Here is a 22854-nt window from a genome sequence, read left to right as displayed (position 1 = left end):
CATGCTGACGAATGACGAGCTGGCCCAGTGGGACCGCGAGGCGTTCATGCACCCCTCGACGCATCTGGGCCAGTTCGCCCGTGGCGAGGCGGCGCAGCGGATCATCCGCACCGGCGAGGGCAGCACCATCGTCGACCGCGACGGCAACCGGCTGCTCGACGGGTTCGCCGGGCTCTATTGCGTCAACGTGGGCTATGGCCGCCCCGAGATCGCCGAGGCGATCGCCGCGCAGGCCCGCGAGCTGGCCTATTACCACGCCTACGCCGGGCACGGGTCCGAGGCCGCGATCACGCTGGCGCGGATGGTGATGGACCGCGCGCCGGCGGGCATGGCGCGGGTCTATTTCGGCCTCTCGGGGTCGGACGCGAACGAGACCAACATCAAGCTCGTCTGGTACTACAACAACATCCTCGGCCGGCCCGAGAAGAAGAAGATCATCTCGCGCTGGCGCGGCTATCACGGCTCGGGGCTGATGACCGGCAGCCTGACGGGGCTCGAGCTGTTCCATCGCAAGTTCGACCTGCCGCTCGCGCAGGTGATCCACACAGAGGCGCCCTATTACTACCGCCGCGCCGACACGGGCCTGACCGAGGCCGAGTTCACCGCCCATTGCGCCGCCGCGCTCGAGGCGCTGATCGCCCGCGAGGGGGCCGAGACCATCGCCGCCTTCATCGGCGAGCCGGTGCTCGGGACCGGCGGGCTCGTACCGCCGCCGGCGGGATATTGGGACGCGATCCAGACGGTGCTCGCCCGCCACGACATCCTGCTGATCGCGGACGAGGTGGTGACGGGGTTCGGGCGGCTCGGGACGATGTTCGGCTCGGACCACTACGGCCTGCGCCCCGACCTGATCACCTGCGCCAAGGGTCTGACCTCTGCCTATGCGCCGCTCTCGGCCAGCATCGTCGGTCAGCGGGTCTGGGACGTGCTGATGCAGGGCACGGACGAGAACGGGGTGTTCGGCCACGGCTGGACCTATTCGGCCCACCCCATCGGCGCCGCGGCGGGCGTGGCCAACCTGCGGCTGATCGACGAGCTGGGGCTGGTCGGCAACGCCGCCCGGGTCGGCGGACATCTCACCGCCGCGATGCGCGCCGCGGTCGGCGACCACCCCCATGTCGGCGAGGTGCGGGGCGAGGGGATGCTCTGCGCGGTCGAGCTGGTCCGCGACCGCGACCCGCGCACCTTCTTCGCCGCCGACGAGGGCATCGGCGCCAAGGTCGTCGCCGCCATGCTGCGCCGCGGGGTGATCGCCCGGGCGATGCCGCAGGGCGACATCATCGGCCTCGCGCCTCCGCTGTGTCTGACCGAGGCCGAGGCCGACCGCATCGTCGCGGTGACGGCCGAGGCGATCGGCGAAATCCTCGGGGCTTAGCGTCTTTACGGCGGGACCGCGCTGCGGGGATTGGGGTCAGTTGAGAGGCGGCTCGCCAGACGAAAGCCGGTGAGCGCAGGCTTGAGAACGTACTCCGGCGCGTCGCAGGGACCGGCGCTACTGCGCCGGCCTCAGCCAAGTCACCCCCGACGCCCCCGCCCGCGCCAGCGTGGGGTCAAGCGACATGGCGATGTACTCCCCCCGCCGCCAGCGTTCGGCGAGGTCGTCGTAGTGGCGCGAGAGCGGGTGCCCGGACTGCCCGGTCGAGATCACGAAGACTGAGCTGTCCGGGTCGGCGAGGTCATAGACGCCGCGGAACCCCGCCCCGGTGACCGCCTGCCACGGGTCGGCCCCCTCGCCCAGCGTGCCGGCGCGCGCGAGGCTCGAGCCGTCGCCCGAGATCGACTGCACGAGGTTAACCACCCAGGCCACCCCCGGCATACGGCCGAGCGCCGGGTGCAGGTGGCGCGCGGCGTGGACGTCGCCCCAGCGCCAGCTCGTCACGTCGGGGCCGAAGCGGGCGGTCAGATCGACCAGCGCCGCGTCGAGCGCCCGGCGGGCGATGGTCGCGCAATCCTCGACCGGCGCCGACTGCACCACGTCGCACCACACCGCCGCGCCGCCGGTGTTGCGGAACACCCGGTCGATAAACGCCGGTCGTAGCCGCCCCGCGACCACGGGGGCGAGCGCCCCCAGCTCGTCATGCACCAGCCGGTCCTGCAGCGCGGCCATCCAGGCGGCGTAGATCAGCGGCTCGGGCAGGTGCTCGCCCATGTTGCCGTCCCACTCGGCCAGCAGGCCGAGCGCGTCCTGCCGCTGGCGCTCGGGCGTGCCGGGGGCCGCGGGCTCTCCGGTGAACCACAGGTCGGCGCCGACCAGCGGCAGCAGGGCGCGGGCCGCCGGGCTCACGGTGTCGAGCTGGGCGTCGATGAAGCTGTCGCGCGAGTGGATCTCGCGCGCCGCGAGCAAGCGGCGCAGGCGCGCGAGGCGCAGCGGGTCGTCGCGGTCGAAGCCGAGGGCGAGCGGGCCGGTGGCGGGGGCCGTCGCGGGACCGGCGGGCGCGGGCGCGACGGTTGGCGCGGGCGCAGGCTGGGCGGTGTCCGGCGTTGCGGGAGCTGCCTCGCTAGCAACGGCACCCGGTGCAGCGGCCACCGCTCCAACGCCTGTAGCCGTGCCGAGGCTCGGTGCCCCGATCGCGCCGATGGGCACAGCCGTCGCACTCCCACCGGGCGCCGCCGCACCGGGCGCAGCCGCGCCCGCGGCCACGGCGCTGCCCGGGATTTCTCCCCCGGTCGCGGCCACCAGCCCCTGCGCGGGCTGCGTCTCGCGGCGCGGGTCGCCCGGGGGCACCAGCCCCTGCCACGTCGTGCGGGGATCGCTGCCCGGGGCCGGCATCCGCCCGCCGGTCGGGTGATCGCCGCGGATCGGGATCGCCCCGGCCAGCACCTGCGCCACCCCGGCCTTGTCGGCCAGCGTGACCTCGACCGCGGGGGCCACCACGGCCTCGACCGCGCGGCGGGCGGCGGCGCGGTCCGGGGCGGCCATCAGCGCCACCAGCGCGCTCATCGTCCGGTCGTCGGTGGCGAGCCCCGTCCAGCGCAGCGCCGGGACGAACCCCGCGGGCGTGACCGAAGCGAGCCCCAGATGCGCCGGCGGGATCACCGGCCCGGCCAGCGATTCGCGCAGCGTGATGCGACGCGGCTCGGCGTCGCGCACCCGGATGATCTCGTGCGTGGTGACGAAGTCGCGCCAGCCGCCGGGACCGAGATAGCGGTCGGGCGCGCCGGGCTGCACCTCCTCCATCACCAGATCCTGGTCGTCGATCGCGGCCGGGGTCAGCCCCCAGGCGAGCGTCGGGTTGCGGCCCGAGAGCACCGCCGGGATGCCCGGGATGGTGCCACCGATCACGCTGCCCGCGCGCAGGTCCATCCGGGCGAGGTACCACAGCGACGGTGCCGTCAGCGCCACATGGGGGTCGTTGGCGAGGATCGGGGCGCCCGCCGCGGTGCGCTCGGCCACGGCGGCGAAGGCGTTGGCCGAGGTGCCCTCGAACAGCGGCACATAGCCCAGCAACCGCGCGGCCCAGGCGGCCGCGGCATCGCCCGGACCCGCCGGGCGCGCGGCGTCGCCCCGCGCCCCCTCGGCCCCGCCGGGGGCCAGCGGCTGGAACAGCGCGCCCTCGCCGAAGAGCGCGGCATAGGCGGGCAACGGCGGCTCACCCGCTGCGCCGACGAGGTCCGCGGCGCGCTCGGGGACGGCGAGCGACACCTGCGCCCGCTCGATTTCGGCCACCGCCTGCGTGGTGGCGCCGGCCGCGATCAGCTTGAGGATGGCGAGCGAATCCGCCGGCTGCCAATAGGTGATGTCACCGGGCAGCAGGAAGAACTCGGGCGCGCCGCGGCCGCGGGCGCCGCTGTTGACCTGCTCGACCCAGGCGTTGACCCCGTCGGCATAGGCCTTGAGCGCCGCCTGCGTCGTCTCATCCTGCGCGGCGAGCGAGGCCTGCGCCGTGCGCCACAGCCCGAGCCGGCGGGCGAGGTCGTCGCTGGCATAGGCGCGGGCGCCGAACAGCTCGGCCAGCCGCCCCTGCGCGGCGCGGCGCAGCACCACCATCTGGAACAGCCGGTCCTGCGCATGGGCGAGGCCGAGCGCGAAGAACGCGTCGTGGTCGGTCTGGGCGAGGATATGCGGCACCCCTTCGGTGGTGCGCACGATCTCGACCGGCTGCTCGATCCCGGCGAGGTCGAAGCTCTCGTCATAGCCCGGCAGCGAGCGGACGGCGAAATACCAGACCAGCGCCACGGCCGCGACAAGCCCGAGGATCAGCCCGATCGTCAGCCGGACGAGCCAGCGAAACAGCGTCAGCATGGTGGGGGGCTGGTCCTTGGAAGCGTCGGCAGGCCGGTTGACCGTCCCGCGGGGGCGATGGAATGTGGCCCTGCTGATAGGCCAGCCGGCGCGGGTTTTCAACGCGCGAGGGGCGGGCGGCGCGCAGACGGGCAATCGGGGGGACGGCATGGCACGGGTGGCATTTCTGGGGCTGGGGGTGATGGGGTTCCCGATGGCCGGGCATCTGGCGGCGGTGGGGCACGAGGTCACGGTCTACAACCGCACCCCTGCCCGCGCCGCTGACTGGGCGGCCCGCCACACGGGCCACACCGCCCCCACCCCGCGCGCGGCGGCCGAGGGCGCCGAGGTGGTCATGGCCTGCGTCGGGAACGACGACGACCTGCGGGCGGTCTGCCTCGGCCCGGACGGCGCCTTTGCGGGCATGGCCGCGGGGGCGCTCTTCGTCGATCACACCACCGTCTCGGCCAAGGTCACGCGCGAACTGGCCGAGGCCGCGCGCGCCGCGGGGCTGGGCTTCGTCGATGCCCCCGTCTCGGGCGGGCAGGCGGGGGCCGAGACCGGCCAGCTTTCGATCATGTGCGGCGGCACGCCCGAGCATTACGCGCGGGCCGAGCCGGTGATCGCCGCTTATGCCCGGATCTGCCGGCGGATGGGCGACAGCGGCGCGGGGCAGCTGACCAAGATGGCCAACCAGATCGCCATCGCGGGGCTGGTACAGGGCCTCGCCGAATCGCTGAACTTCGCCGAGCGAGCCGGGCTCTCGATCCCCGAGGTGGTCGAGGTGATCAGCCAGGGCGCCGCCGGCAGCTGGCAGATGGTGAACCGCCACAAGGCGATGGCCGAGGGGGCCTTTGACTTCGGCTTCGCGGTTGACTGGATGCGCAAGGACCTGGGCATCTGCCTCGACACCGCGAACGAGACCGGCGCCAGCCTGCCGGTCACGGCGCTGGTGGACCAGTTCTACAAGGAGGTGCAGGCGATGGGCGGCGGGCGCTGGGACACCTCGTCGCTGATCGCGCGGCTGAGGCGGTGACGATCGCCGCCCATCAGCGGCCGCTGCTCCACCGCGCAGCGGGCCCGGCCGACCCGGCGTGGTTCGAGCGCCGCTTTAGCGCCAACGGCTGGTCGGGGACATGGCGGGGCGGCGTCTATGCGCGCCACCACTTCCACGCGACGACGCACGAGGTGCTGGGTTGCTATGCCGGCACCGCACGGCTGCAACTCGGCGGCCCCGCGGGCGAGGTCCACGACATCGCCGCCGGCGACGTGGTGGTGATCCCGGCCGGGCTCGCCCATTGCAACCAGGGCTCGAGCGCGGATTTTGCGGTGGTGGGCGCCTATCCCGGCGGGGTCTCGCCCGATCTGCAGGACGGGGCGGGCGATGCGGAGGTCGCGCTGCCCCGGCCGGCGCGCGATCCGGTGCTCGGGGCGGGCAACGGATTTGCGGCGGATGCCGTGCCCGTAACGCGCGGCTGAAGGGTGGAGGGTGAATGGCGGGCCCGGAAGGGCTCGAACCCTCAACCTGCCGATTAGAAGTCGGCTGCTCTATCCAGTTGAGCTACGGGCCCGCGCTGCCGGTTTCTCTGCGGCAAATGCCGCGCGCGTGCAAGGGACAGGCCGGGGCGACCTGCGGCCCCGGCCCCCCGGTCAGATCACCCGCGTCATGAAGACGCTCATCGGATCGGGGCGATAGTCGCCGAAGGGCGGGCACTCCGCGAACCCGGCGCGCGCGTAGAGCGCGCGGGCGGGCGCGAAGCTCGGCTGCGCGCCGGTCTCGAGCGACAGGCGCGCGAGCCCCATTTCCCGCCCCGCCTCGACCAGATGCGTCACCATCAGCGCGGCGAGGCCGCGGCCGCGGGCCTCGTCGAGGACGTGCATCGACTTGATCTCGCCATGCTCCGCGCCGATCCGCTTGATCGCCCCCATCGCCAGCGGTTGCCCGGCATCGCGCAGCACGAACAGCGCCACGCCCTCCGCGGCAAGGCCCGCGCGGTCCATCATGTGGATCGACTCGGGCGGCGTGTCGGCGTGGCAGAAGGCGTGATGGCGCTCGAACAGCAGCCCGAGGTCGGGGGTCAGCGGGTCCTCGCGCCCGACCGTCAGGCGGTCGTCAGAGGTCAGTGGGTCCACGGTGCCCGCCGGTCGGTGGCGAAGTTCTCGCCGTAGCCGCGCGGGCGCACGTTCGGGGCGCGCTTGTTCGGCTCGACCACCACGTAATCGAGTTCGTTGGCCTTGGCGTAGGCCTCGGCCTCGGCGCGGGTGGCGAAGCGCAGGCGGACCTGCGACTGGGTGTCGCCGCTCGACGTCCAGCCCATCAGCGGGTCGATGGCCCGGGGGGCGTCCTGCGGAAACTCCAGCACCCAGCCGCGGGTGCGGGCGGTGCCCGACTGCATCGCGTTGCGGGCAGGCTGGAAGATGCGGACGCGCATGGGAAACGACCCTTCGGGCTACAGGCTTGCGTCCGTCTTGTGCCGCAGCCGCGCGCCGGGATCAAGCGGGCGGATCGGGGCGTGCGGTCAGGCGGCGGGAACGCGGGCGGCGTCCTCGCGTTGAGCCCTGCCACCCGTCATCGAGAGGATACGCCCATGACCCGCCCCCATGCCGCGACCCGCGCCGAGACCCTCCCCGCCCCGCGGATGCTTGGCGCGCTGATGCTCGGCGCCGCGCTCGCCCTCGTCCCGCTCTTTGCCCACGCCCAGGCGCCCGCGGCCCCGGCCGCGACGACCGAGGCGGCCGCCGCGACCCAGCAGGCTGCCGCCACGCTCAAGGGCGCGGACGGGGCCGAGATGGGCAGCGTCACGCTCTCCGACACGCCCTCGGGAACGCTGCACGTCATCCTGCACCTCGCCAAGCTGCCCGATGGCCCGCACGCCATCCACATTCACGAGACCGGCAAATGCGAAGGGCCGGACTTCAAGTCGGCCGGCGGGCACCTCGCCGGGGGCAAGCAGCACGGCGCGCTACACCCCGAGGGGATGCATTCGGGCGACCTGCCCAACATCGACTCGGCCGGCGGCGGGCCGATCAATCAGGAGTTCTTCCTTGAGGGCGTGAAGCTCGCCGACGTGATGGACGCCGACGGCGGCAGCTTCATCGTCCACGCGGACGCCGACGACTACGTCTCGCAGCCGGCCGGCAATGCCGGCGACCGCATCGCCTGCGGCGTGTTCGAGGCGACGGCCGCCACCAACTGACCAAGGCGCCCGCGCGCCTGAGGGCCGTCCCGTCATGGGGCGGCCCTTCGGCTTGCAAACACCCGTCGCGACCCCCACCCTTCTGGGCGTCCCCCGCAAGGTCCCGTCATGGCTCACAACAACACCAACGCCCCGATGCCGCTGCTTCTGACCCCGTCGAAGCCGCGCGAGAAGCTCGAGGGCGGGCGCCGCTTCGTCATGCACAGCGAGTTCCAGCCCGCGGGCGACCAGCCGACCGCCATCGTCGAGCTGACCGCAGGCGTGCGCGCGGGCGAGCGCGACCAGGTGCTGCTCGGCGCGACGGGCACCGGCAAGACCTTCACCATGGCCAAGGTGATCGAGGAAACCCAGCGCCCGGCGATCATCCTCGCCCCGAATAAGACGCTGGCCGCCCAACTTTACGGCGAGTTCAAGGGCTTCTTCCCCGAGAACGCGGTAGAGTATTTCGTCAGCTACTACGACTACTACCAGCCCGAGGCCTACGTCCCGCGCTCGGACACCTACATCGAGAAGGAATCGCAGATCAACGAGGCCATCGACCGGATGCGCCACTCGGCCACCCGCGCGCTGCTGGAGCGTGACGACGTGATCATCGTGGCCTCGGTGAGCTGCATCTACGGCATCGGCTCGGTCGAGACCTACTCGGCCATGACCCAGGACATGGTCGTTGGGCAAAGCTACGACCAGCGCCAGTTCATCGGCGAGCTGGTGGCCCAGCAGTACAAGCGCCTCGACACCGCCTTCCAGCGCGGCGCCTTCCGGGTCCGCGGCGATCTGGTCGAGGTGTGGCCCGCCCACCTCGAGGACCGCGCCTGGCGGTTTTCCTTCTTCGGCAACGAGCTTGAGAGCATCACCGAGTTCGACCCGCTGACCGGCGCGAAAGAGGCCGAGTACAAGCAGATCCGCATCTACGCCAACAGCCACTACGTCACCCCGCGCCCGACATTGCAGCAGGCGATCAAGGGGATACGCATCGAACTTGAGAACCGGCTGAAACAGCTGACCGACGAGGGCAAGCTCTTGGAGGCGCAGCGGCTGGAACAGCGCACCAACTTCGACCTCGAGATGCTTGAGGCGACGGGCGTCTGCAACGGGATCGAGAACTACTCGCGCTACCTGACCGGCCGCGCGCCGGGCGAGCCGCCGCCGACGCTCTTCGAGTTCATCCCCGACAACGCCATCGTCTTCGCCGACGAAAGCCACGTCAGCGTGCCGCAGATCGGCGGCATGTACCGGGGCGACTTCCGGCGCAAGTTCACGCTGGCCGAGCACGGCTTCCGCCTGCCCTCGTGCATGGACAACCGCCCGCTCAAGTTCGAGGAATGGGACGCGATGCGGCCGCAGTCGGTGTTCGTCTCGGCCACCCCCGCGGATTGGGAGCTCGACCAGACCGGCGGCGTCTTCACCGAGCAGGTGATCCGCCCGACCGGGCTTCTGGACCCGGTGATCGAGATCCGGCCGGTCGAGACGCAGGTGGACGACCTGCTGGACGAGGTCCGCAAGGTCAGCGCCCAGGGCTACCGCACGCTGGTCACCACGCTGACCAAGCGCATGGCCGAGGATCTGACCGAATACCTGCACGAACAGGGAATCCGGGTGCGCTACATGCACTCGGACATCGACACGATCGAGCGGATCGAGATCCTGCGCGACCTGCGGCTGGGCGCCTATGACGTGCTGGTGGGGATCAACCTGCTGCGCGAGGGGCTCGACATCCCCGAGTGCGGGCTGGTGGCGATCCTCGATGCCGACAAGGAGGGGTTCCTGCGCTCGGAAACCTCGCTGATCCAGACGATCGGGCGGGCGGCGCGGAACGTCGACGGGCGGGTGATCCTCTATGCCGACCACATCACCGGCAGCATGGAACGCGCCATGGCCGAGACCGAGCGGCGGCGCGCCAAGCAGATGGCCTATAACGAGGAACACGGCATCACCCCGCAGACCGTCCGCAAGAACGTCGAGGATGTGCTGGCCGGTCTCTGGCAGGGCGACACCGATCAGGCGCGGATCACGACCAAGGTCGACAAGCCGCTGGTCGGCGGCAACCTCGCGGCCCATCTCGACGCGCTGCGGGTGCAGATGCGCAAGGCCGCCGAGAACCTCGAGTTCGAGGAGGCCGCGCGGCTGAGGGACGAGGTCAAGCGGCTGGAAGCGGTCGAGCTGACCATCGCCGACGACCCGCTCGCCCGCCAGCAGGCGGTCGAGGAGGCCGCCGAGGCGGCGGTCGCGGCGTCGGGACGCTCGACCGCCGGCCGGGCGGGCCAGCGCGGCGGCAACAAGCGCAGCAAGCGGCGGGGCTGAGGCCCCGCGGCGGCCGCCTCAGCGCCGGGCGAGGAACGAGCCGCGACCGGGCGTCGGGTCGGGAATGTCCTCGATGGTGGTGAACTTGCACTCGTCCAGCATGTCGCGGACGCAGGCGCGCGTCGGGAACCACTTGCGGATGTGGTGCACCCCCTCGGCCGGCGGCTTGAAGTGGATGAAGCTGCCCTCGCCGTCGTGCAGCGTGGTCTCGAGCCACAGCAGGTCCGAGGCCTTTGCGATCCGTTCCAGATCGTGGAACGGGTGGCGCAGGTGGTAGAGCAGCCCGAGGCAGAGGATGGCGTCGTAGCGCTCGCCCTCAGCGATGGCGTTGACGTCGCCCACGCGGGTCCAGATCCGGTCCTGCGTCCCCGTCGCCTGGGCGGCGAAGCGCAGCCGCTTGATCATCGCGCCCCAGAAGTCCTGGGCGAGCACATGGGCGCCGCGGCGCGCCATCTCGATGGCGAAGAACCCGTCGGCCGAGCCGAGGTCCAGCACCCGCATCCCGGTCATGTCGGCAGGCAGCACGTCCTCATAGACGTGCCAGCGGCGCAGCGGGTGATCGGCCGGCTGCGGGCCGACGCTCGGGGCGATGGCGCGGGTCTCGACCCCGGGGGAGAGGCGGATGTTGTGAAACCAGGGCCCGAGCGCGGTGACCTGCGCCCGCAGCGCCTCGTCGTCGAGGGGCGCGTCGAGCGCCGGGATCGCGGTCGCCCCGGCGATGTCGCTGAAATCGGCCCCGTGCGGCGCGGGATCTTGTCCCGCGGCGGGCGTGGTGTCCTGGTCGATGGTGGTCTCGGTCATCTGCTGCGCTCGCGCTCATCCCCGGCCGATGCGGCCATGAGGGATTTGTGTGGCCCGGCCCGCGGCGAGAGTCGAGAGGTCAGCGCGGCCGCCGGCACCCGACGCCGGCGCAGATTTCGCAGCCCGGCGGCTCAGCCCGCCCGCACGGTCCGCGCCCCGGCGCCGCCGGCGTGGGACATGACCTCGTCGGCCAGCGCCGCGATCTCGTCGCGGGCCGGGCCCTTCGGGCCTTCGGCCACCGCGCTGCCCTGCCCCAGCGTCTCGGCATAGGCGACGCGGTTGGCCACCGTCGTCTCGGCCACATCGACGCCGAGCGCCGCCGCCCCCGCGGCGACCTCGGCCCCGAGGCGGGTGTTGGGGCGCACCCGGTTCAGCACGATCAGCACCGGCCGCTTCTCGCGTTGGGCAAGGTCCAGCACCCCTTCGGTCGCCCACAGATCCACCTGGCTCGACGCCACCGGGACCACGATCAGGTCGGCGATCCGCAGCGCCGGGCGCAGGTCGCTCTCGATCTTCGGGGGCGTGTCGATCAGCACCACGTCGAAGCGGCGCTTGAGCTTCTCGCCCTCGTAGCTCGCCCCCCAGGCCGACGAGGTGGTGAACTCGAGCCCCTCGTCCTCGCCCACCCGATCCATCCGCTCGATGAACCAGCGCCCGAGGCTGCCCTGCGGGTCGGTGTCGAGCACCGCCACGCGCAGCCCCTGGCGGCGCAGCGCAATGGCGAGGTTGACGGTGAGCGTGGTCTTGCCGGACCCGCCCTTCTGCTGGGCGACGGTGATGATGCGTCCGGTCATCTGGCTTCCCCTGGCCGTACTGCCTTGGAAACGACGTCGCACGGGCGGCCGCGAAGGGCAAGGCTGCGCGGCCCCGCGCGCCGTAGGTTCGGGTGCTGCGGCCGCGCGCTGCCCGCCCGGCCGGCAGCGATCAATAGACCGAGGCAACCTCGTACATCACCGGCTCGAAGCTGCGGCACATGGTGTGGATGACGCGGTTGCGCTCGCGCATCTCTGGGGTGCGCAGCATCGCCTGATAGTCCTTGCGGTCGGACCATTGCGAATAGGTGGCGATCCGCGTCTGGGCGTCGTTGAGGTGCACCGCGGCGGCGATGAACCCCGCCTGGCGCGAGATCACCGCGGCATAGGCGTCGTTCAGTGCGTCGAGCACGTCCTGCGCCGTGCCCGGGGTGACGTCGAAGGTGCAGATCACCGTCTGGCCGACGGCGTCGGTGCTGATCTGGGGCATGGCGGGCTCCTTTGTCGCGTCAGGCTGTCCTGGGCCGCAGTCTGCCACGGGTGCCGGCACCGGGCCACCCCCTCGCGCCACCCCGCGGGGCCGGGTCCCGGGCCGCCCGCGCGGCCTTGCATCGCCCGGCGCGGGGTGAAACACCTCGACCGCCCAGCCCTGACCTGCCCGAGGAGAGGCCCATGATCCCGGTGTTCGACGGCCACAACGACTATCTGCAACGCGCCGTGGCCGCGGGGCCGGACGGCCCGGCGCTGTGGCTGGAGGGCGACGGGACCGGCCACATGGACCTGCCGCGGCTCAGGCGCGGCGGCATGGCGGGCGGGTTCTTCGCCATGTGGATCCCCGACCCCGAGACCGGCGACATCGAGGCGCTGCTGAAGGCGAAGGAGAACCCGCCCTTCGCCCTGCCCCTGCCCGACCCCGTCCCCGCCGCCACCGGGCTGCCTCAGGCCTTCGCCCAGGCCGCGGCGCTGTTCGCGCTCGAGCGGACCGGGACGCTCTCGATCTGCCGCAGCGCCGCCGACATCCGCGCGGCGATGGACGCCGGGCGGATCGCGGCGATCCTGCACATGGAGGGGGCCGAGGCGATCCCGAGCCTCGACGCGCTGCATCTGTGGCACGGGCTGGGGATGCGCTCGCTGGGCTTCGTCTGGTCGCGGCCGACCGATTACGCGACCGGGGTGCCCTTCGCCTTCCCCTCGTCGCCCGACCGCGGCGACGGGTTGACTGCGGCAGGCAAGGCGCTGGTGCGCGAGTGCAACGCGCTGAAGATCCTGATCGACCTGTCGCATCTGAACGAGAAGGGCTGCGACGACGTGGCGGCGCTCTCGGATGCGCCGCTGGTCGCCACCCATTCCGGTGTGCACGCGATCTCGGCCAGCTCGCGCAACCTGACCGACCGCCAGCTGCGCCAGATCGCCGACAGCGGCGGGGTGGTGGGGCTCAACTACAACACCGGCTTCCTGCGCCCCGACGGCCGGCGCGAGCGCTTCGCCGGGTTCGACCTGCTTCTGCGCCACCTCGACCACCTGCTCGGGATCCTCGGCGAGGGGGGCGTGGCGCTGGGATCCGACTTCGACGGGGCGGTAATGCCCGCCGACCTCGGCGACGCCGCCGCCCTGCCCGGGCTGGTCGCGGCGATGGAGGCGCATGGCTACGGCCGCGCCCTGACCGAGCGCATCGCCTGGCGCAACTGGGTGGATGTGCTCGAGCGGACCTGGGGCGGGTGAGTCGGCTGTAGCTCTCAGGCGACACCGCCGCGCGGGGGCTGCGCGCCCCCGCCCCCCCCGCGGGATATTGGGGCAGGGAAGAAGGGTGCTGGCCAGGGGCTTGGTGCCGGCTGAGGGATTTGAACCCCCGACCCCCTGATTACAAATCAGACGCTCTACCACTGAGCTAAGCCGGCGCCGCCCCGAGATAGGACCAGCGGGGCCGCGGCGCAAGCGCGGTCAGCCGCGCCCCCGGCCGAGGTTGGTGCGGGCCAGCAGCGCCACCGCCACCAGCCCCACCGCCATCACCAGAAGCGCGGCGGGGGCGGCGTTGCCCAGATCCTCGAGGCTCGCCTTTTCATGCACCCGCGTGGCGAGGGTCTCGTAGTTGAAGGGCCGCAACAGAAGCGTCGCCGGCAGCTCTTTGGTGCAGTCCACGAACACCACCAGCAGCGCCGAGGCGACCGAGCCGCGCATCAGCGGCACGTAGAGATCGCGCAGCACGCCGCCCGCGTCGCGCCCGAGGGAGCGCGCCGCCATCGGCAGCGACGGCGGCACCCGGGTGAAGGCCGCGTCGAGCGCCCCCTGCCCGAGCGCGAAGAACCGCACGACATAGGCCACGATGATGGCGAACCCGGTCCCGGTCAGCAGCAGCCCGGGGTCCCGCCCGGTCAGCGCCTCGATCGCATCGGCGACCCGGTGGTCGAGCGCTGCGAGCGGAAAGAGGATGCCCACCGCCAGCACCGCGCCGGGGGCGGCGTAGCCGATGGTCGTGACCGGCAGAAGCAGCCGCGGCAGGCGCAGCCCCGACAGCCGCACCCCGTAGACCATGAACATCGCCGCCAGCACCGTGACCACCGCCGCCCCGCCGCCCAGCGTCAGCGTGTGGCTGAGCGCCTTGGCCAGCCCCGGCCCGAACCAGCCCTGCGGATAGGCGATGGCGTAATGCCCGATCACCGCCACCGGCAGCACGAATCCGACGAGGAACGGCGCGAGGCAGGCAAGCGTCGCCGCCGCCCCCGCGAGGCCCGTGAGGCGCGTGCGGATCACCGGACGGGGATGGCGGGCGCTCTGGTGATAGCGCGCCCGCCGCCGCCCCGCCCGCTCGAGCAGCATGATCAGCGCGACGAGCCCCAGGATCACCAGCGCGATCTGCGCCGCCCCGCCGGCGTTCTGGCCCTCGAGCCAGGTGGTGAAGATGCCGGTGTTGAGCGTCTGGACGCCGAAATAGCTGACCACGCCGTAGTCCGCGACCGACTCCATCATCGCGATCGCGGCGCCCGCGACGATGGCGGGCCGCGCCAGCGGCAGGCCCACCCGGCGGAACAGCCCCCAGCCGCCGGTGCCAAGCGCGCGCGCGGCCTCGTAGGCCGAGGCGGATTGCTCGAGCCACGCGGCGCGGGCCAGCAGGTAGACATAGGGGTAGAGCGAGGCGGCCAGCACCACCATCGCCGCCTCGATCGAGCGGATGCGCGGGAACCAGTAGTCGCGGGCCGAGGCATAGCCCATCGCCTCGCGCAGCGCCGTCTGCACCGGGCCGGAATAGTCGAGGAAATCCGCGAGCGCATAGGCGCCGATATAGGCCGGCACGGCCAGCGGCATGAGCAGCATCCACTCGAGCGCGCGGCGGCCGGGGAACTGGAACATGGTGACGAGCCAGGCCGCCCCGGCCCCCGTCGCCGCCGCCATCAGCCCGGTCCCGAGCGCAAGGATCAGCGTGTTGGTCAGGTAGCGCGGCAGGGTGGTGGCGATCAGGTGCGGCCAGATGTTGTCGGTCGGGTTCAGCGCCATGACCGCGACCGCCACGACCGGCGCCAGCACGAGGGCGGCGATGGCCAGCGCTCCGAGCGACCAGCCGATCCCGGCGCCGTGCCGCAGCTCCTGCACCGCGCGGCGGGCGGCGGGTGCGGGTGCGGGGGCGGGCCCCGGCGGGGGGACGGGCGCGGGCGGACGCGGGGGGGCAGCGGCTGCGGGCATCGTGGGCTCACCCTGTCGAGGACGGCGACCGGGTCGGGCGCCTTGGGGGAACGTCGCGGGGACGTCAACGGGACCGGCCCGCGACGCCGAAGGGACGGCCCCGGCTATCGCAAAGCGGTTTGACTGTCCACGCCGCGCCGCTAAGTTGCGGCCCGCAGCGGCGCGCGAACCGCCCGCCTGTTCCATCCGCCACGCCCGTCCCGCTTGGGGCAGCCCGCCCGAGGAGCCCCAGATGCAGGTCGCCATCCACTTCGGCACCCACGGCACCGAGCCCGAGCGGATGATCCGCACGCTGATGGAGAACCGCGACTGGCTGCTCGGTGCGGGCGTCGAGGTGGTGCCGCCCGGCAGGTACAAGGGGGTGCTCGACGAATCGCTCAGCTCGCTCAAGGGCGGCGAGGCGCCGCCGGCGATGGAAGAGGTGATCTACGACGCGCTGCTCGAATCCGACCAGGTGCGGCGGATGGTGCTGAGCCAGGCCTCGCTGATCGGATCGCCCGCGCGCTGCCTCTCGGACCGCGGCTTCTTCGCCGCCGCCGGCGGTCGGATCCGGGCGGTGGCCGCGCTCTTCCCCTCGGCCGAGGTCGAGGTGTCGCTGGCGATCCGCAACCCGGCGCTGCAGATCCCGCATCTGATCGAGCGGATCGGCGAGCCCTACGACAAGGTGATGCCCGGCGTGGACCCGCGCAGCCTGCGCTGGGGCCCAGCGATGCAGGCGATCGTCGCGGCCTTCCCCGGTCGCCGGGTGATCGTCTGGTGCTACGAGGACACGCCGCTGATCTGGCCCGAGGCGGTGCGGCGCATCGCCCGGATGCCGGCCGACGTGCCGCTGAAGTCGGGTCTCGCGGTGCTGGGCGAGCTCTTGCCGCCCGAGGGCATGACCGAGCTGCGCGATGCGCTGTCGGCGGCCGGCCGGCTGACGGTCGAGGCGCGGCGCAAGATCTTTGCCGAGATGCTGGGCCGGCACGCCCGCCCCGAGGCGGTGCTGGAGACGGTCACCCTGCCCGGCTGGACGCAGGACCTCGTGGACGAGATGACCGACCTCTACGAGGAAGACGTGGCGATGATCGCGGCCCTGCCGGGGGTGGAGTTCCTCGCCCCCTGAGTCTGGGGCTGATCCCGAAAACCGGCCGGGGGCGGCGGTCGGGCGTGTCCGGCGCGCGACGGAAGGCCGAGCCGTCGGACGTCGCCGGGCGTCCGTCGAGCGGCCGACAAACGGCCGCCCGCCCGGCCCGCCGTCACATCCCCAGCGCGGCCTTGTACATCTCGAGGATCGCCTCTTCCTCGGCCACGTCGTCCTTGTCGCGCTTCCGCAGCGCGATGACCTTGCGCATCACCTTGGTGTCGTAGCCGCGCGCCTTGGCCTCGGCCATCAGCTCTTTCTGCCGCTCGGCGATGTCGGCCTTTTCGGCGTCGAGCTGTTCGAACTGTTCGATGAACTGGCGCAGCTCGCCGGCTGCGATGCCGTAAGCCTGGTCGTCGCTCATGGGGCCTCCTCGGGGGCTGGCGGTTGAGGCGCCGTTCCTAGGCCGTCTTGCCGCCCCGCGCAATCGCCGCTAGGGCCGGGCGGATGAGTGGGGCCAACGGCAAGGGGGACGCGCGATGACGGTCTGGGACGTGCTGATCTGGGGCGGCGCAGGGCTGGCGGCACTAGGTCTGGCCGGGATCGTCTGGTGCATCGCCGCGGTGCTGGGCGCCCGCCGCCGGGCGCTGGACGACGCCGCCATGCGCGCCGTCATGCGCCGGGTGGTCGCGGTGAACATGGCCGCGCTCGCGGCGTCGATGCTGGGGCTGATGGCGGTGGTGCTGGGGATCATGCTCGGCCGCTGAGCCGGGCCCGCAGCTGCGTTGACATTCGCAACACCGAATATATCTTTGCGCAAACCCGTGAACGATGGAGGGGCGCGATGCCGCTGGACTGGATGATGGGGCTCGCCGGCGGGCTGATGATCGGGCTGGCCGCGGCGGTGTTCCTGCTCGGCACCGGCCGGATCATGGGCGCGAGCGGGCTGATCGCGGGCGTGCTCGCGCCCGGCGACGGCGCGACGCCGTGGCTCGAGCGGGCGCTGTTCGTCATGGGCCTCGTCGGCGCGCCGGCGCTGCTGGTGGCGACGGGCGCGGGCCAAGGGGTCGCGCCGCTCGTGGGCCTGCCGGTGCTGGTCGTGGCGGGGCTGCTGGTCGGCTTCGGCTCACGGCTCGCCAACGGCTGCACCTCGGGGCACGGCGTCTGCGGCGTCTCGCGGCTGGCGCCGCGGGGGCTGGCCGCAACCTTCACCTATCTCGGCTTCGGCGTCGTCGGCGTGCTGATCGGCCGGGCACTCGGGGTCGCGCCATGAGCGCGCTGCGGCTGATCCTGCCGCTGCTCTGCGGCGCGCTGTTCGGGGCCGGGCTGCTGGTCGCGGGGATGACCGACCCGGCCAAGGTGCGCGGGTTCCTCGACCCGTTCGGGGCCTGGGACCCGACGCTGGCCTTCGTGATGGGCGGCGCGGTGGCGGCGATGGCGGTGGCCTGGCGCGTGGCGGGGCGGATGACCCGTGCCGCGACCGGCGCACCGCTGCCCGGCCCCGCGCCCCGGCAGCTCGATGCGCCGCTCTTCGTCGGGTCGGCGCTGTTCGGGCTCGGCTGGGGGCTGGCGGGCTACTGCCCCGGCCCCGCAGCCGCCTCGGCGCTGATCGCGCCCTGGCCGTTCCTCGCCTTCCTGGCCGCCATGCTGGCCGGCATGGCCGCCGCGCGGCTGGTCCGGTGAGGGTCCTGATCCAGCGCGTGACCGAGGCCGAGGTCACGGTCGCGGGCCGCTCGGTCGGCCGGATCGGCCCGGGGCTGCTGGTGCTGGTCTGCGCGATGGCGGGCGACGATGCGGGCACCGCCGAGCGGCTGGCCGGGCGCGTGGCGCGACTGCGGATCTTCCGCGACGCGGCCGACAAGATGAACCGCTCGGTGCAGGACGTGGGCGGGGCGGTGCTGGTCGTGAGCCAGTTCACGCTGGCCGCCGACACGCGGACCGGGAACCGCCCCGGCTTCTCGACCGCCGCCCCGCCGGACGAGGGCGAGCGGCTCTACCTCCACTTCGCCGAGGCGCTGCGCGGGCTGGGCCTGCCGGTCGAGACCGGGGCGTTCGGCGCGGACATGAAGGTTTCGCTGTTCAATGACGGGCCGGTGACGATCTGGATGGACAGCGCCGACCGCGACCGCGCCTAGTCGCCGACGAGCGCCCGGGCGACCTTCTCGATGCCGACTGGCGCCGCCCGCGCGGGCGCGATCCGCGGTGCGGCCTCAAGCGCGGTGCGGACGTCATAGGCCGCCGCGCTCGTCTCGGCCTCCAGCGCCGCCCACGACAGCGGCACCGCCACCGTGGCCCCGGCCCGTGCGCGGCAGGAAAACGGAGCGATCGCGGTGGCTTGCGTGTCGTTCCTTAGCCAGTCGATAAAGATTTTCCCCTCGCGCCTGGCCTTGGACATCACCGCCACGTAACGCTCGGGCGCCTCGGCGGCGAGCAGATGCGCGAAGCTGCGGGCGAAGAGCTTGACGACCTCCCACCCCGCCGTGCGGCGCAGGTCGCCGACGACGTGGATGCCCTTGCCGCCGGTCAGCATCGGCCAGGTCGGCAGCCCCAGTGCGGCAAGGCGGTCGCGCAGGTCGAAGGCCGCGGCTTTCACCTCGGCGAAGCCCAGCCCCTCGTCGGGGTCGAGGTCGAACACGATCCGGTCCGGCCGGTCCGGCCGGTCACGCAGCACCCCGCGGATGTGGTATTCGACGACCCCCATCTGCGCCCCAGCAACCAGCCCCGCGGCCGAGGTGACGTAGAGCGCCGGTTCGTCCTCGCCCGGGAGGTCGGTCTGGGCGATCTGGGCGGGAAATCCCTTGCCGGCGTGCTTCTGGAAGAAGCTCTGCCCACCCATCCCCTCGGGCAGCCGCACCAGCGACAGGGGCCGGTTGGCGCAATGCGCCAGCATCAGCGGGGCGGCGGCGGCGTAGTATTCGGCCAGCTCGCCCTTGGTGACGCCCGGCTCGGGGAAGATCACGCGGTCGGGGTTGGTGATGGTGACGCCCGCCACCTTGCGCCCGGCCGTCACCCGCTCGACCCGGACGACGGGCGGCTCAGACGGCGCGGGGGGCGCCATCTTGTCCTCGCGCAGGCCCTGGAAGCTCGCGTGACGCAGGATGCCGCCGGTGGTCTCTTCGGCATAGCGGACCTCGGCCATCAGCACCGGCTCGACCCAGGTCACGCCGCGGGTTTCGCTGCGCGGGACCGCGGCGGGGGCGGTCTTGCGGGTCAGCGGCGCCATGCGCGCGGCAAGGTCCGCCTGCACCTCGGCCGAAAACCCGGTGCCGACCCGGCCGCGATAGCGCCAGCCGTCGCCCTCGGGGCTCGCCAGCAGCAGCGAGGCGAATGGGCGGCCGGGGCGGTCGGATTTCGCCCAGCCGATGACGGCAAAGGCGGTGCGGCGGTCGCACTTGATCTTGCGCCACGAATCACTGCGCCCGGCGCGATAGACGCTGGCCGCGCGTTTCGAGACGATCCCCTCGCCCCCCGCCGCGCAGATGGCGCCAAGCGCCGCCGCGCCGTCGCCGGGCAGCGCCACCGACATCTGCAGGATCCCCAGAGGCGGCTGGTCGCCGAGCAGCGCCGCAAGCGCCGCGCGGCGCGCGGTCAGCGGCTCGCGGCGCAGGCTGGCGCCGTCGAGTTCCAGCAGGTCGAAGGCGACGTAGCCAAACGGCCCGCCGTCGGTGATCGCCTGTTGCAGCGCGGCGAACCCCTGCGCCCCGGCGCCCGCGACGATCTCGCCGTCGATCAGCGCCGCACGGGCCGGCAGGCTCGCCAGCACCGGCACCAGCGGCGCAAAGCGGTCGGTCCAGTCGAGCCCGTTGCGGGTGCGGATCACCGGCCCGCCGCGGCCCAGATGCACCAGCCCGCGGTAGCCGTCGATCTTGACCTCATGCAGCCAGTCGTCGCCCTCGGGCGGGTCGGTGACCAGCTTGGCCAGCATCGGCTCGGCCGGTTTCGGCAGCGCCAGCGGCTCCGCCGGTCCGGGCGGCACCGCCTTCGCCCCCGCGGCGATGGCGGCGAAGTCCCGGCCCGAGGCGATGCTGGTGGTGTAGCGCGCCACCGGGTCGGGCTGGTGGGCGGCGGCATCCTCGGCCTTGACCATCAGCCAGTTCTCGCGGCCCTTGTCCGACGGCTTGCCCTTGATCCGCACGAGATCCCAGAGCCCTGTCAGCCGCCGCCCGTAAAGCTGGAAGCGCAGGTGCCCCTTGGTCAGGCCGCGGGCGGCATCCTCGACCGGGCGCCAGTGGCCGATGTCCCACAGCATCACCGTGCCGGCGCCGTACTCGCCCTTGGGGATCGTCCCCTCGAAGGTCAGGTAGGGCAGCGGATGATCCTCGGTCCGCACGGCAAGGCGCTTGTCGGCGGGATCGAGCGACGGGCCGCGGGTCACCGCCCAGCTGAGCAGCACCCCCTCCCACTCGAGCCGCAGGTCCCAGTGCAGGCGGGTCGCGTCGTGGTTCTGCATCGAATAGCGCAGCGCCCCGCCCGAGGGGGTGCCGGGCTCGAACGGCTCGGGCGTCTTCGCGGGGTCGCGCTTGGCGGCGTAGGGCGCGAGGCGGTCCAAACCCGATCAGCCCGCCTTGCGGGCGCGGGGCTTCGCAGCAGGCTTGGCGGGCTTCTCGTCCTCGTCCGCGGCGGCCTTGGCCTTGCCGGCCGCCGGTTTCTTCGCCGCCGTCTTGCCGCCCGAGGCACCTGCCCCCGCCCCGCCCGAGGCCTTGAGACTGTCCTTGAGCGCCTGCATCAGGTCCACGACGTTGTCGGCCGAGGGCCGCTCGCCCGAGGCGGTGACCCGCGGCGCCCGCCCCTTGCGCTTGTCCTCGATCAGCGCCCGCAGCGACTTGTCGTAGTTGTCGGTGAAGGCCGCGGCGTCGAAGGGCGCGGTCTTCTTGTCGATCAGCGCGGTGGCGACCGACAAAAGGTCCGGGTCGGCCTCGTCGTCCTCGATGGTGCTGAACAGCGGGTCGGCGTCCTTGATCTCGTCGGCGTAGAACAGCGTCTCCATCAGCAGCCCGTCGCCGCAGGGGCGCACCGCGCACAGATGCTCGCGCCCGCGCAGGGTGAGCTGGCCGATCCCGGTCTTCTGCGCCTTGCGCAGCGCGTCACGGACCACGCGATAGGCGTCCTCGGCCAGATCGTCGGCGGGGACGATGTAATAGGGCTGGTCGTAGTAGAGCGGCGAGATCTCGTTGGTGCCGACGAACTGCACCAGCTCGAAGGTCTTCTTCGTCTCGAGCTTGATCGCGTCGATCTCTTCGGGGTCGATCAGCAGGTATTCGTTGTCGCCCAGCGAATAGCCCTTGAGGATCTCGTCGGACGAGACCTTGCCGATGCCCGGCACGGTCTTCTCATAGTTCACCGGCTTGCCCGAGGGGCCGTGGATCTGCCGGAAGGCGACCCGGCGGCCGGTCTTGGTCGCGGTGTGGATCTCGATCGGGATCGACACCAGCGAGAGCCTGAGCTGCCCCTTCCAGACCGCGCGCGACGCCATGACCGTTCCCCCTCGCAAGATGCCTCGCGCCGAACGCCCCGGCGCCCGGCGCGGTTGCATCGCGCGCACGGGCGGCGCGGGGTCAGACGTCCAGCGTTTCCTCGGCCTTCTCGGCCAGCGCCTCGGCCCGGGCGGCGAGTTCGGCCAGCGCCTCGCCGATGGCCGCGGGGACCACCGGCACCTCGATGCGGGGCGGATTGGCCTTGAGCCGCGCCAGCTCGCGCTCGGCCGCCGCGGCCCGATCCTCGAGCGCCGCGGTGCGGTCGGCGAGCATCAGCCCGGCCAGCAGCAAGAGCCGCGGCTCGGGCATCCGCCCGGCCTGGTCGAGGATCGCCCGCGCCTCGGTATCCAGCATCGCCGCCGCGCGTTTGAGCAGCCGCTCCTCGCCCTCCTGGCAGGAGAGCGTGTAGTCCTTGTGGCCGATGGAGAAATCGACGGTGGGCATCAGCGGCGCCCTCCTTCCTGGTCGAGCGGATCGGCGGTCAGGTCTTCGGGAAGTTCATCGGGCAGGTCATCGGTCGGGTCGGCATCCTCGTCGAGCCAGTCCTCGCCCGCCCGCAGCGCGTCGGGGTCGGGGTCCACGATCAGGTCGCGGGGGGTGTCCTGCGGCGGGGTGCGGTCGGTCGGGGTCGGGCTTTCCGGGGCCGGGCTGTCCGGGGCCGCGACGGCGGGCGCCTCATCCGCGGCGGTTGCGACATCCGGGGCGGCGCGCTCCGCGGTGGGCTCGCCACGCACAGGCGCGCGGCTACGGTCCGTCGCGGGGCGCCCGTTCGTGCCGGGGCGGCCCCGCGCGGCCGAGGAATGGCTGCGCGGCGTCGTCGTCACCCCGAGCATCCGGTCGAGCGCGTCGAGGATCTCGCTCATCTGCGCAACCTCCGCCGCCCGCGCCGCGTGCTGGGCCTCGATCTCCGCCTCGAGCGCCGTGCGCACCGGGTCGTCGCCCGCGCCCTCGCCGTCGATCGCCGCGATCAGCGCCCGGTTGGCGCGCGCCAGTTCGTCGTTGGCGGCCGCGAGCCGCGCCGCCTGCTCGCCCGCGCCGGCCAGCCGCTCATGCGCCTCGGCCAGCCGCATCTGCATCGCCTCGAGCGTCGCCGCCTGCCGGTCGCGCAGCGCCGCGATCTCGGCCGAGGGCTCGGCGTCGTCGGGCGATGCCGGGGCGGCAGCGGTGACGGGCGCTGCAACGGCAACCGCGGCGGGCGCGGGCCTGCGGGCGGCACGGTCGAGGCTGTGGTCAAGCCGGTCGAGCGCGGCGCTCAGGCGCCGCTCGGCGGCGGAGATGTCGGTCATGGGACGGTCGGTCCTCTGGCTAGGCAACCCGTTCTCGCAAAGCCGGGCGGTTCTGGCAAGCGCCGGGGCCCCCGCCCCCC

The 22854-nt window shown here is 72.8% G+C and carries 23 protein-coding genes and 2 tRNA genes; 11 read left to right on the top strand and 14 right to left on the bottom strand.

Going from position 1 to position 22854, the window contains the following annotated elements:
- The first annotated feature begins 1 nt into the window (after position 1).
- Positions 2-1375: an aminotransferase gene (locus HGN31_RS00590; protein WP_168782000.1), complete on the top strand. Its 1374-nt coding sequence runs from the start codon at positions 2-4 to the stop codon at positions 1373-1375.
- A 117-nt stretch (positions 1376-1492) separates the two neighbouring features.
- Here the strand turns inward: HGN31_RS00590 and HGN31_RS00585 are convergent, their stop codons facing one another.
- Positions 1493-4243 (bottom strand): penicillin acylase family protein, encoded by a 2751-nt coding sequence (locus tag HGN31_RS00585; protein WP_168781999.1) that lies wholly within the window; start codon positions 4241-4243, stop codon positions 1493-1495.
- 148 nt (positions 4244-4391) lie between these two features.
- Between HGN31_RS00585 and HGN31_RS00580 the strand changes: the two genes are divergently transcribed.
- Both HGN31_RS00580 and HGN31_RS00575 read left to right on the top strand, forming a co-directional pair.
- Positions 4392-5258 (top strand): NAD(P)-dependent oxidoreductase, encoded by an 867-nt coding sequence (locus tag HGN31_RS00580; protein WP_168781998.1) that lies wholly within the window; start codon positions 4392-4394, stop codon positions 5256-5258.
- Positions 5255-5701, top strand: coding sequence for a cupin domain-containing protein (locus HGN31_RS00575; RefSeq protein ID WP_168781997.1), 447 nt, complete (start codon positions 5255-5257; stop codon positions 5699-5701). Before HGN31_RS00580 ends, HGN31_RS00575 begins: the two co-directional genes overlap by 4 nt.
- A 15-nt stretch (positions 5702-5716) precedes the next feature.
- On the opposite strand, the gene HGN31_RS00570 is transcribed toward HGN31_RS00575, so the two are convergent.
- The 3 genes from HGN31_RS00570 to HGN31_RS00560 all read right to left on the bottom strand — a co-directional run bounded on the left by HGN31_RS00570 (position 5717) and on the right by HGN31_RS00560 (position 6654).
- A tRNA-Arg gene (locus HGN31_RS00570) sits at positions 5717-5793 on the bottom strand.
- 79 nt (positions 5794-5872) lie between these two features.
- Positions 5873-6355 carry a GNAT family N-acetyltransferase gene (locus HGN31_RS00565; RefSeq protein ID WP_244961070.1) on the bottom strand — a complete coding sequence of 161 codons (483 nt, stop codon included), beginning with the start codon at positions 6353-6355 and terminating at the stop codon, positions 5873-5875.
- Positions 6343-6654, bottom strand: a complete 312-nt coding sequence (locus HGN31_RS00560) for an ETC complex I subunit (protein ID WP_168781996.1) — start codon at positions 6652-6654, stop codon at positions 6343-6345. Before HGN31_RS00560 ends, HGN31_RS00565 begins: the two co-directional genes overlap by 13 nt.
- A 156-nt stretch (positions 6655-6810) precedes the next feature.
- On the opposite strand from HGN31_RS00560, the gene HGN31_RS00555 reads away from it, so the two are divergent.
- Together HGN31_RS00555 and uvrB are read left to right on the top strand one after the other, a co-directional pair.
- A complete protein-coding gene (locus tag HGN31_RS00555) occupies positions 6811-7419 on the top strand; it encodes a superoxide dismutase family protein (protein WP_168781995.1) in 609 nt (202 codons plus the stop codon).
- Positions 7420-7527: 108 nt separating this feature from the next.
- On the top strand, positions 7528-9720 hold the full coding sequence (uvrB, locus tag HGN31_RS00550) for an excinuclease ABC subunit UvrB (RefSeq protein ID WP_052513143.1): 2193 nt from the start codon (positions 7528-7530) through the stop codon (positions 9718-9720).
- A gap of 18 nt (positions 9721-9738) precedes the next feature.
- Here the strand turns inward: uvrB and HGN31_RS00545 are convergent, their stop codons facing one another.
- The 3 genes from HGN31_RS00545 to HGN31_RS00535 form a co-directional block, all read right to left on the bottom strand.
- Positions 9739-10521 (bottom strand): methyltransferase domain-containing protein, encoded by a 783-nt coding sequence (locus HGN31_RS00545; RefSeq protein WP_168781994.1) that lies wholly within the window; start codon positions 10519-10521, stop codon positions 9739-9741.
- 131 nt (positions 10522-10652) lie between these two features.
- Complete coding sequence (gene parA / locus HGN31_RS00540) at positions 10653-11315, bottom strand: ParA family partition ATPase (protein ID WP_052172101.1); 663 nt, start codon at positions 11313-11315, stop codon at positions 10653-10655.
- A 130-nt stretch (positions 11316-11445) separates the two neighbouring features.
- The gene (locus tag HGN31_RS00535) at positions 11446-11763 is read right to left on the bottom strand and encodes an antibiotic biosynthesis monooxygenase family protein (protein WP_036712503.1); all 318 of its coding nucleotides are present in this window, start codon (positions 11761-11763) and stop codon (positions 11446-11448) included.
- Between the two features lie 182 nt (positions 11764-11945).
- Here HGN31_RS00535 and HGN31_RS00530 point away from each other — a divergent pair, with 182 nt between their 5' ends.
- A complete protein-coding gene (locus tag HGN31_RS00530) occupies positions 11946-12995 on the top strand; it encodes a dipeptidase (protein ID WP_168781993.1) in 1050 nt (349 codons plus the stop codon).
- A 101-nt stretch (positions 12996-13096) separates the two neighbouring features.
- Here HGN31_RS00530 and HGN31_RS00525 read toward each other — a convergent pair.
- Positions 13097-13171, bottom strand: a tRNA-Thr gene (locus HGN31_RS00525).
- 43 nt (positions 13172-13214) lie between these two features.
- Positions 13215-14951: an ABC transporter permease gene (locus HGN31_RS00520; RefSeq protein ID WP_083388372.1), complete on the bottom strand. Its 1737-nt coding sequence runs from the start codon at positions 14949-14951 to the stop codon at positions 13215-13217.
- A gap of 232 nt (positions 14952-15183) precedes the next feature.
- Here HGN31_RS00520 and HGN31_RS00515 point away from each other — a divergent pair, with 232 nt between their 5' ends.
- Entirely contained in the window at positions 15184-16056 is an 873-nt protein-coding gene (locus tag HGN31_RS00515) for a hypothetical protein (RefSeq protein ID WP_036735515.1), read from the top strand.
- A gap of 133 nt (positions 16057-16189) precedes the next feature.
- Here the strand turns inward: HGN31_RS00515 and HGN31_RS00510 are convergent, their stop codons facing one another.
- The gene (locus tag HGN31_RS00510) at positions 16190-16438 is read right to left on the bottom strand and encodes a DUF2312 domain-containing protein (RefSeq protein WP_036704162.1); all 249 of its coding nucleotides are present in this window, start codon (positions 16436-16438) and stop codon (positions 16190-16192) included.
- A 115-nt stretch (positions 16439-16553) separates the two neighbouring features.
- Between HGN31_RS00510 and HGN31_RS00505 the strand changes: the two genes are divergently transcribed.
- The 4 genes from HGN31_RS00505 to dtd all read left to right on the top strand — a co-directional run bounded on the left by HGN31_RS00505 (position 16554) and on the right by dtd (position 18149).
- Positions 16554-16781, top strand: a complete 228-nt coding sequence (locus HGN31_RS00505; protein WP_036704164.1) for a hypothetical protein — start codon at positions 16554-16556, stop codon at positions 16779-16781.
- A 77-nt stretch (positions 16782-16858) separates the two neighbouring features.
- The gene (locus HGN31_RS00500; protein WP_168781992.1) at positions 16859-17287 is read left to right on the top strand and encodes a YeeE/YedE family protein; all 429 of its coding nucleotides are present in this window, start codon (positions 16859-16861) and stop codon (positions 17285-17287) included.
- Positions 17284-17697, top strand: a complete 414-nt coding sequence (locus HGN31_RS00495; protein ID WP_168781991.1) for a DUF6691 family protein — start codon at positions 17284-17286, stop codon at positions 17695-17697. The genes HGN31_RS00500 and HGN31_RS00495 overlap by 4 nt, the downstream gene beginning before the upstream one ends.
- Complete coding sequence (gene dtd / locus HGN31_RS00490) at positions 17694-18149, top strand: D-aminoacyl-tRNA deacylase (protein ID WP_168781990.1); 456 nt, start codon at positions 17694-17696, stop codon at positions 18147-18149. Before HGN31_RS00495 ends, dtd begins: the two co-directional genes overlap by 4 nt.
- Here the strand turns inward: dtd and ligD are convergent.
- The 4 genes from ligD to HGN31_RS16240 all read right to left on the bottom strand — a co-directional run bounded on the left by ligD (position 18146) and on the right by HGN31_RS16240 (position 22774).
- Positions 18146-20563: a DNA ligase D gene (ligD, locus tag HGN31_RS00485; protein WP_168781989.1), complete on the bottom strand. Its 2418-nt coding sequence runs from the start codon at positions 20561-20563 to the stop codon at positions 18146-18148. The genes dtd and ligD overlap by 4 nt on opposite strands.
- Positions 20564-20569: 6 nt before the next feature.
- Positions 20570-21487 carry a non-homologous end joining protein Ku gene (gene ku / locus HGN31_RS00480; RefSeq protein WP_168781988.1) on the bottom strand — a complete coding sequence of 306 codons (918 nt, stop codon included), beginning with the start codon at positions 21485-21487 and terminating at the stop codon, positions 20570-20572.
- Positions 21488-21569: 82 nt separating this feature from the next.
- Positions 21570-21932: a cell division protein ZapA gene (locus tag HGN31_RS00475; RefSeq protein WP_036704172.1), complete on the bottom strand. Its 363-nt coding sequence runs from the start codon at positions 21930-21932 to the stop codon at positions 21570-21572.
- The gene (locus HGN31_RS16240; protein WP_211096312.1) at positions 21932-22774 is read right to left on the bottom strand and encodes a hypothetical protein; all 843 of its coding nucleotides are present in this window, start codon (positions 22772-22774) and stop codon (positions 21932-21934) included. Before HGN31_RS16240 ends, HGN31_RS00475 begins: the two co-directional genes overlap by 1 nt.
- Positions 22775-22854 lie beyond the last annotated feature (80 nt).

The organism is Paracoccus sanguinis, assembly GCF_012689545.1.
Lineage (GTDB): Bacteria > Pseudomonadota > Alphaproteobacteria > Rhodobacterales > Rhodobacteraceae > Paracoccus > Paracoccus panacisoli.
The sequence above is the reverse complement of the archived record's forward strand: the minus strand, read 5'-3'. Positions and strand labels throughout refer to the sequence as shown.

What these genes read in the sequence shown, in the direction of transcription:
- parA (WP_052172101.1), bottom strand. Translation starts at nt 11,315, where the DNA reads ATGACCGGACGCATCATCACCGTCGCCCAGCAGAAGGGCGGGTCCGGC.
- ku (WP_168781988.1), bottom strand. Translation starts at nt 21,487, where the DNA reads ATGGCGTCGCGCGCGGTCTGGAAGGGGCAGCTCAGGCTCTCGCTGGTG.
- HGN31_RS00475 (WP_036704172.1), bottom strand. Translation starts at nt 21,932, where the DNA reads ATGCCCACCGTCGATTTCTCCATCGGCCACAAGGACTACACGCTCTCC.
- HGN31_RS00500 (WP_168781992.1), top strand. Translation starts at nt 16,859, where the DNA reads ATGCCGCTGGACTGGATGATGGGGCTCGCCGGCGGGCTGATGATCGGG.
- uvrB (WP_052513143.1), top strand. Translation starts at nt 7,528, where the DNA reads ATGGCTCACAACAACACCAACGCCCCGATGCCGCTGCTTCTGACCCCG.
- HGN31_RS00510 (WP_036704162.1), bottom strand. Translation starts at nt 16,438, where the DNA reads ATGAGCGACGACCAGGCTTACGGCATCGCAGCCGGCGAGCTGCGCCAG.
- HGN31_RS00560 (WP_168781996.1), bottom strand. Translation starts at nt 6,654, where the DNA reads ATGCGCGTCCGCATCTTCCAGCCTGCCCGCAACGCGATGCAGTCGGGC.
- HGN31_RS00590 (WP_168782000.1), top strand. Translation starts at nt 2, where the DNA reads ATGCTGACGAATGACGAGCTGGCCCAGTGGGACCGCGAGGCGTTCATG.
- HGN31_RS00505 (WP_036704164.1), top strand. Translation starts at nt 16,554, where the DNA reads ATGACGGTCTGGGACGTGCTGATCTGGGGCGGCGCAGGGCTGGCGGCA.
- HGN31_RS00495 (WP_168781991.1), top strand. Translation starts at nt 17,284, where the DNA reads ATGAGCGCGCTGCGGCTGATCCTGCCGCTGCTCTGCGGCGCGCTGTTC.
- HGN31_RS00520 (WP_083388372.1), bottom strand. Translation starts at nt 14,951, where the DNA reads ATGCCCGCAGCCGCTGCCCCCCCGCGTCCGCCCGCGCCCGTCCCCCCG.
- HGN31_RS00545 (WP_168781994.1), bottom strand. Translation starts at nt 10,521, where the DNA reads ATGACCGAGACCACCATCGACCAGGACACCACGCCCGCCGCGGGACAA.
- HGN31_RS00555 (WP_168781995.1), top strand. Translation starts at nt 6,811, where the DNA reads ATGACCCGCCCCCATGCCGCGACCCGCGCCGAGACCCTCCCCGCCCCG.
- HGN31_RS00515 (WP_036735515.1), top strand. Translation starts at nt 15,184, where the DNA reads ATGCAGGTCGCCATCCACTTCGGCACCCACGGCACCGAGCCCGAGCGG.
- HGN31_RS00530 (WP_168781993.1), top strand. Translation starts at nt 11,946, where the DNA reads ATGATCCCGGTGTTCGACGGCCACAACGACTATCTGCAACGCGCCGTG.
- HGN31_RS16240 (WP_211096312.1), bottom strand. Translation starts at nt 22,774, where the DNA reads ATGACCGACATCTCCGCCGCCGAGCGGCGCCTGAGCGCCGCGCTCGAC.
- HGN31_RS00580 (WP_168781998.1), top strand. Translation starts at nt 4,392, where the DNA reads ATGGCACGGGTGGCATTTCTGGGGCTGGGGGTGATGGGGTTCCCGATG.
- HGN31_RS00585 (WP_168781999.1), bottom strand. Translation starts at nt 4,243, where the DNA reads ATGCTGACGCTGTTTCGCTGGCTCGTCCGGCTGACGATCGGGCTGATC.
- HGN31_RS00535 (WP_036712503.1), bottom strand. Translation starts at nt 11,763, where the DNA reads ATGCCCCAGATCAGCACCGACGCCGTCGGCCAGACGGTGATCTGCACC.